Annotated in this window: 4 protein-coding genes; all 4 read right to left on the bottom strand. The window is 66.9% G+C overall.

Features of this window, described 5'->3' with window-relative positions; all coding sequences use genetic code 11:
- Positions 1 to 11: 11 nt before the first annotated feature.
- Genes AC1D12_RS22005 through AC1D12_RS21990 form a run of 4 tightly spaced genes read right to left on the bottom strand, consistent with a single transcriptional unit; the run spans position 12 to position 5,915 of the window.
- A complete protein-coding gene (locus AC1D12_RS22005; RefSeq protein ID WP_477842852.1) occupies positions 12 to 1,208 on the bottom strand; it encodes an acetyl-CoA C-acyltransferase in 1,197 nt (398 codons plus the stop codon).
- Between the two features lie 14 nt (positions 1,209 to 1,222).
- Entirely contained in the window at positions 1,223 to 3,607 is a 2,385-nt protein-coding gene (locus tag AC1D12_RS22000; protein WP_477842850.1) for a 3-hydroxyacyl-CoA dehydrogenase/enoyl-CoA hydratase family protein, read from the bottom strand.
- A 23-nt stretch (positions 3,608 to 3,630) separates the two neighbouring features.
- Positions 3,631 to 4,074 (bottom strand): DUF2147 domain-containing protein, encoded by a 444-nt coding sequence (locus AC1D12_RS21995; protein WP_047500318.1) that lies wholly within the window; start codon positions 4,072 to 4,074, stop codon positions 3,631 to 3,633.
- A gap of 50 nt (positions 4,075 to 4,124) precedes the next feature.
- On the bottom strand, positions 4,125 to 5,915 hold the full coding sequence (locus tag AC1D12_RS21990; RefSeq protein WP_047500315.1) for an acyl-CoA dehydrogenase C-terminal domain-containing protein: 1,791 nt from the start codon (positions 5,913 to 5,915) through the stop codon (positions 4,125 to 4,127).
- Positions 5,916 to 6,069: the final 154 nt, after the last annotated feature.

The raw sequence follows: 6,069 nt of genomic DNA, 5'->3' as shown, positions 1-6,069 counted from the left end.
GCTTGAAGAGATCAGACGCGCTCAAAAATTCCCGCAGCGCCCTGGCCGGTACCGACGCACATCGTCACCATCCCGTACTTCAGGTTGTGGCGGCGCAGCGCGTGGATGACCGTCGCGGCGCGGATCGCCCCGGTGGCGCCCAGCGGATGGCCCAGCGCGATCGCGCCGCCCATCGGGTTCACCTTGGCCGGATCGAGCCCGACGCTGTTGATCACCGCCAGCGACTGCGCGGCRAACGCCTCGTTCAGCTCGATCCAGTCCAGGTCCTGCTGCTTCAGGCCGGCATAGCGCAGCGCGGCCGGGATCGCCTCGATCGGGCCGATGCCCATGATCTCCGGCGGCACGCCGCGCGCCGCGAAGCTGACGAAGCGCGCCAACGGCTTCAGGTCGTACTGCTTGACGGCCTTCTCGCTCGCGAGGATCAGCGCGCCGGCGCCGTCGCTCGTCTGCGAGCTGTTGCCGGCGGTCACGCTGCCCTTGGCGGCGAACACCGCCTTCAGCTTGGCCAGGCCTTCCGGCGAGGTGTCGGCGCGCGGGCCTTCGTCGAGGCTCACGGTGCGGGTCTTCACGCCCTGCTCACCGGTCAGCAGGTTCGGAAAGCGCTCGACGATCTCGATCGGCGTGATCTCGTCCGTGAACTCTCCCGCCTTCTGCGCCTTCAGCGCGCGCATGTGCGATTCGTACGCGAACGCGTCCTGCGCCTCGCGGCTGACCTTCCATTGCGCGGCGACTTTCTCGGCCGTCAGCCCCATGCCGTAGGCGATGCCGACGTTCTCATCCTTCGCGAACACCTGCGGGTTGAACGACGGCTTGTTGCCGCCCATCGGCACCAGGCTCATCGACTCGGCACCGCCGGCGATCAGCACGTCGGCCTCGCCGACGCGGATGCGGTCGGCGGCCATCTGGATCGCCGTCACGCCCGAGGCGCAGAAGCGGTTGACCGTCACGCCGCCCACCGGGTGCGCGAAGGCCAGCGCGACCGCGATRCGGGCCATGTTCATGCCCTGCTCGCCCTCGGGGAACGAGCAGCCGATGATGGCGTCCTCGATCGCCTTCGGGTCCAGCGTCGGCACCTGGGCCATCGCGCTGCGGATCGCGGTGACCAGCAGGTCGTCGGGGCGGGTGTTCTTGAAGCACCCACGGCCCGAACGGCCGATCGGGGTGCGGGTGGCGGCGACGATGTAGGCGTCTTGCACTTGCTTGCTCATGTTGTGTTCTCCGCTCAGTTGCGAACAGGCTTGCCCGTTTGCAGCATGCCCATGATCCGTTCTTGACTCTTCGGGTGCTCCAGCAGCCCGCAGAAGTGCTTGCGCTCCAGCGCCATCAGGTACTCCTCGCTGACCAGCGAGCCGGCATCGACATCGCCGCCGCACACCACGTCGGCGATCAGCGCCGAGATGTGGAAGTCGTGCGCGCTGATGAAGCCGCCGTCACGCATGTTGACGAGCTGCGCCTTGATGGTGGCAATGGCGTTGCGGCCGGCCACCGGGAACAGCGTCTTCGCCGGTGCGCGGTAGCCGCTGTCGAACATCGCCTTCGCCTGCTGGATCGCGACGAACAGCAGCTCGTCCTTGTTGGGAACGATCACGTCGCTCCACAGCAGGTAGCCGAGCTTGCGGCTCTCGATCGCGCTGGTGCCCACCTTGGCCATCGCGGCGTTCGTGAAGCCGTCGGTCAGGAACTTCAGGATGTCGGCGTTGGCGTTCGCGGCGCTCGCCATCTCGGCCGCACGGCGCGCGATGTACGCGAGACCGCCGCCGCCCGGGATCAGGCCGACGCCCACTTCGACCAGGCCGACGTAGCTTTCCATCGCCGCGACGCGCTTGGCCGAGTACACCGACAGCTCGCAGCCGCCGCCCAGCGCGATGCCGCGGATCGCCGAGACGACCGGGACCTGCGCGTAGCGGATGCGCAGCATCGCGTCCTGCAGCTTCTTCTCTTCAGGGGCGATGCCCTTGGCGCCGCTCTTCATGAAGACCGGCATCAGCGCCTCGAGGTTGGCACCGGCCGAGAACACGTCATCCGGCGACCAGATCACCAGGCCCTTGTACTTCGCTTCGGCGATCTCGACCGCCTTCAGCAGGCCCTCGGTGACGGTCGGGCTGATCAGGTGCAGCTTCGCGGTGATGCTGGCGATCAGCACCTCGCCGTCGAGCGACCAGACGCGCACTTCCTCGTTCTTGAACTCCTGCGTGCCGGCCTTCAGCGGATCGGCCGCGCCCGAGCCGAGCACGGCCTCGGGGAAGTGCTGGCGGGCATACACCGGCAGCGTGCTGCGCGGGATGTACTTGTTCTGCGAAGCGCTCCACGAGCCTTCCGGCGAGTGCACGCCCTCGCGCCCGTCGAACACCCAGGCCGGCAGCGGCGCCTTGCTCAGCGCCTTGCCGGCGTCGATGTCGGCCTTGACCCATTCGGCCACCTGCTTCCAGCCGGCGGCCTGCCACAGCTCGAACGGGCCTTGCTGCATGCCGAAGCCCCAGCGCATCGCGAAATCGACCTCGCGCGCCGAATCGGCGATGTCGGCCAGGTGCACCGCGACGTAGTGGAAGCTGTYGCGCAGGATCGCCCACAGGAACTGCGCCTGCGGGTTGGTGGATTCACGCAGCAGCTTCAGGCGCTCGGGCGCGGCCTTCTTCAGCATGCGCGCGACGATCTCGTCGGCCTTGCCACCCGCGGGCACGTAGTCAGCCTTGGCCGGGTCGAGGCGCAGGATGTCCTTGCCGACCTTCTTGTAGAAGCCGGCGCCGCTCTTCTGGCCCAGCGCGCCCTGCTCGATCAGCTTGGCCAGCACCGGCGGCGTCGCGTAGCTCGGGAAGAACGGGTCGTCGGCCAGGTTGTCCTGCAGCGTCTTCACGACGTGCGCCATCGTGTCGAGGCCGACCACGTCCGCGGTGCGGAAGGTGCCCGAGCTCGCGCGGCCCATCTTCTTGCCGGTCAGGTCATCGACCACGTCATAGGTCAGCCCGAAGTTCTCGGCTTCCTTGATCGTCGCCAGCATGCCGGCGATGCCGACGCGGTTGGCGATGAAGTTCGGCGTGTCCTTCGCGCGCACGACGCCCTTGCCGACCGCGGTGGTCACGAAGGTCTCGAGCTGGTCGAGGATCTCCGGCCGCGTCGCCGGGGTCGGGATCAGCTCCACCAGGTACATGTACCGCGGCGGGTTGAAGAAGTGGATGCCGCAGAAGCGCGGCTTGATCTCTTCGGGCAGCACGTCCGCCAGCTTGGTGATCGACAGGCCCGAGGTGTTGCTCGCGACGATCGCGTGCGGCGCAATGAAGGGCGCGATCTTCTTGTACAGGTCGAGCTTCCAGTCCATGCGCTCGGCGATGGCCTCGATGATCAGGTCGCAATCCTTCAGGAGCTCGCTGTGCTCCTCGTAGTTGGCCTGCTGGATCAGCGCGGCGTCTTCCGGGATGCCCAGCGGCGACGGCTTCAGCTTCTTCAGGCCTTCGACGGCCTTCGTGACGATGCCGTTCTTCGGGCCATCTTTTGCCGGCAGGTCGAACAGCACGACCGGCACCTTGACGTTGACCAGGTGGGCGGCGATCTGCGCGCCCATCACGCCGGCGCCGAGCACGGCGACCTTGCGGACGTTGAAGCGACTCATGTTTCTTCTCCTTTGACTTTGATTTACTCGACCCGGATCCAGGTCTGGGTGCGGCCGAACAGCGGCGCGCCGACATAGCCTCGAACTTCCAGCTTCTTGCCGCCCTCGATCGGCTTCAGGCGCAGCTTGTAGGTCTTGCCGTTGGCCGGGTCGAGGATGCTGCCCCCGTCCCACAAGCCGTCGGTGTCAGCGCTCTTCTTCGCGCCGCGGATGATCGACAGCCCGACCAGCGGCTGGCCCTTGCGGTCGTCGCTGCATTCGTCGCAGACGGCGTCCTGCTTCGCATCGGGATCCAGCAGCTTCTCGAGCTTGCCGCTGATCACGCCGTCGGTCTCGACGATGCGCACCAGCGAGCGCTCCTTCTTCGTGCTGTCGTCGATCGTCTTCCACAGCCCTGCGGGCGTGGCCTGGGCATGGGCGCCCGCCACGGCCAGCGTGGCGGCGAGTGCCAGCAGCAGTCTCTTCATCGCTTGTCTCTCCTGATTTGTTTTGTTTCGACGGGGTGCAAGGCAGAGGCTCAGAACAGCGCCTCGTCCATTTCCATCAGCGGCTTCAGGCCGGTGCGCGCGGTGCGGATCAGCGAGGCGGTCTCGGGCAGCAGCTTCGCGTAGTAGAAGCGTGCCGTCGCGAGCTTGGCCTTGTAGAACGGATCACCGCCGTCCACCTTGGCCAGCGCGACCTTCGCCATGCGGGCCCAGAAATACGCGAACACCAGGTGGCCGGCCACGCGCAGGTAGTCGACCGCGGCCGCGCCCACTTCGTCGGCGTTGCCGAAGGCCTTCATGCCCAGCTCGGTGGTCAGCTTCGTGACCTTGTCGCCCAGCTCGGCCAGCGGGTTCACGAACTCCTGCATCGCCTCGTTCGTGCCTTCTTCCTCGACGAACTCCTGCACCAGCTTGCCGAACTTCTTCAGCTTGGCGCCGTTGTCGGAGAGGATCTTGCGGCCCAGCAGGTCCAGCGACTGGATCGTGTTGGTGCCCTCGTAGATCATGTTGATGCGGGCATCGCGCACGTACTGCTCCATGCCCCATTCCTTGATGTAGCCGTGGCCGCCGAACACCTGCATGCAGTGCGAGGTCGCGATCCAGCCGTTGTCGGTGATGAAGGCCTTGATGATCGGCGTGATCAGCGCGACCAGGTCGGCGCAGTCCTTGCGCACGTCCTCATCGTCCGAGGCCAGCTCCTTGTCGAGCTGCAGCGTGGTCCACATCGCGAGCGCGCGGCCGCCTTCGGCATAGGCGCGGGCAGTCAGCAGCATCTTGCGCACGTCGGGGTGCACGATGATCGTGTCGGCCGGCTTGTCCGGGTTCTTCGGGCCCGACAGCGCGCGCATCTGGATGCGCTCCTTCGCGTAGGCCACCGCGTTCTGGTAGGCCACTTCGGTCAGCCCCAGCGACTGCATGCCGACGCCCAGGCGGGCGGCGTTCATCATCACGAACATCGCCGCCAGGCCCTTGTTCGGTTGGCCGACCAGCGTGCCGACGGCGCCTTCGAGCACCATCTGCGCGGTCGCGTTGCCGTGGATGCCCATCTTGTGCTCGAGGCCGCCGCACCAGATGCCGTTGCGCGAGCCGATCGAGCCGTCGGCATTGACGTTGAACTTCGGCACCGCGAACAGCGAGATGCCCTTCGAGCCGGCCGGTGCATCCGGCAGGCGCGCCAGCACCAGGTGGACGATGTTCTCGGCCAGGTCGTGCTCGCCGGCGGAGATGAAGATCTTGTTGCCGGTCAGTTTGTAGCTGCCATCGCCTTGCGGCTCTGCCTTCGTGCGCAGCAGGCCCAGGTCGGTGCCGCAGTGCGGCTCGGTCAGGCACATCGTGCCGGTCCACACGCCGCTGGTCAGCTTCGGCAGGTACAGCGCCTTCTGCGCGTCGGTGCCGTGGGCGTGCAACGCCTCGTAGGCGCCGTGCGACAGGCCGGGGTACATGGTCCAGGCCTGGTTGGCCGAGTTCAGCATCTCGTAGAAGCACTGGTTCACGACGTGCGGCAGGCCCTGGCCGCCGAAGGCCGGGTCGCAGCTCAGCGCCGGCCAGCCGCCCTCGACGTACTGCGCATAGGCTTCCTTGAAGCCCTTCGGCGCGGTCACTTCGTGCGTGGTCTTGTCGAGCGTGCAGCCCTCTTCATCACCGCTCTGGTTCAGCGGGAACACCACCTGCGATGCGAACTTGCCGCCCTCTTCGAGCACGGCGTTGATCGTGTCGAGGTCGATGTCGGCATGCGCCGGCAGGGCCTTCAGCTCGTCGACCACGTTCAGCACTTCGCTCATCAGGAACTGCATGTCACGCAACGGAGGGGTGTACTGAGCCATCGAAAAAACTCCTGGGAAAGAAATGGAAACTCGGGAAATCGGATTCAGCGGCGCGCGGCGCGCAGCGGCTTGGCGGGAGCGGCCGCCGCATCGACCGCGTAGTAGCCGAGCACGCGCTCGAAGGCATGGCGGGCGCGGTCGAGCGCACCGGGGA

The sequence above is a fragment of the Rhizobacter sp. P1_G5 genome, from assembly GCF_056405435.1.
The sequence above is the reverse complement of the archived record's forward strand: the minus strand, read 5'-3'. Positions and strand labels throughout refer to the sequence as shown.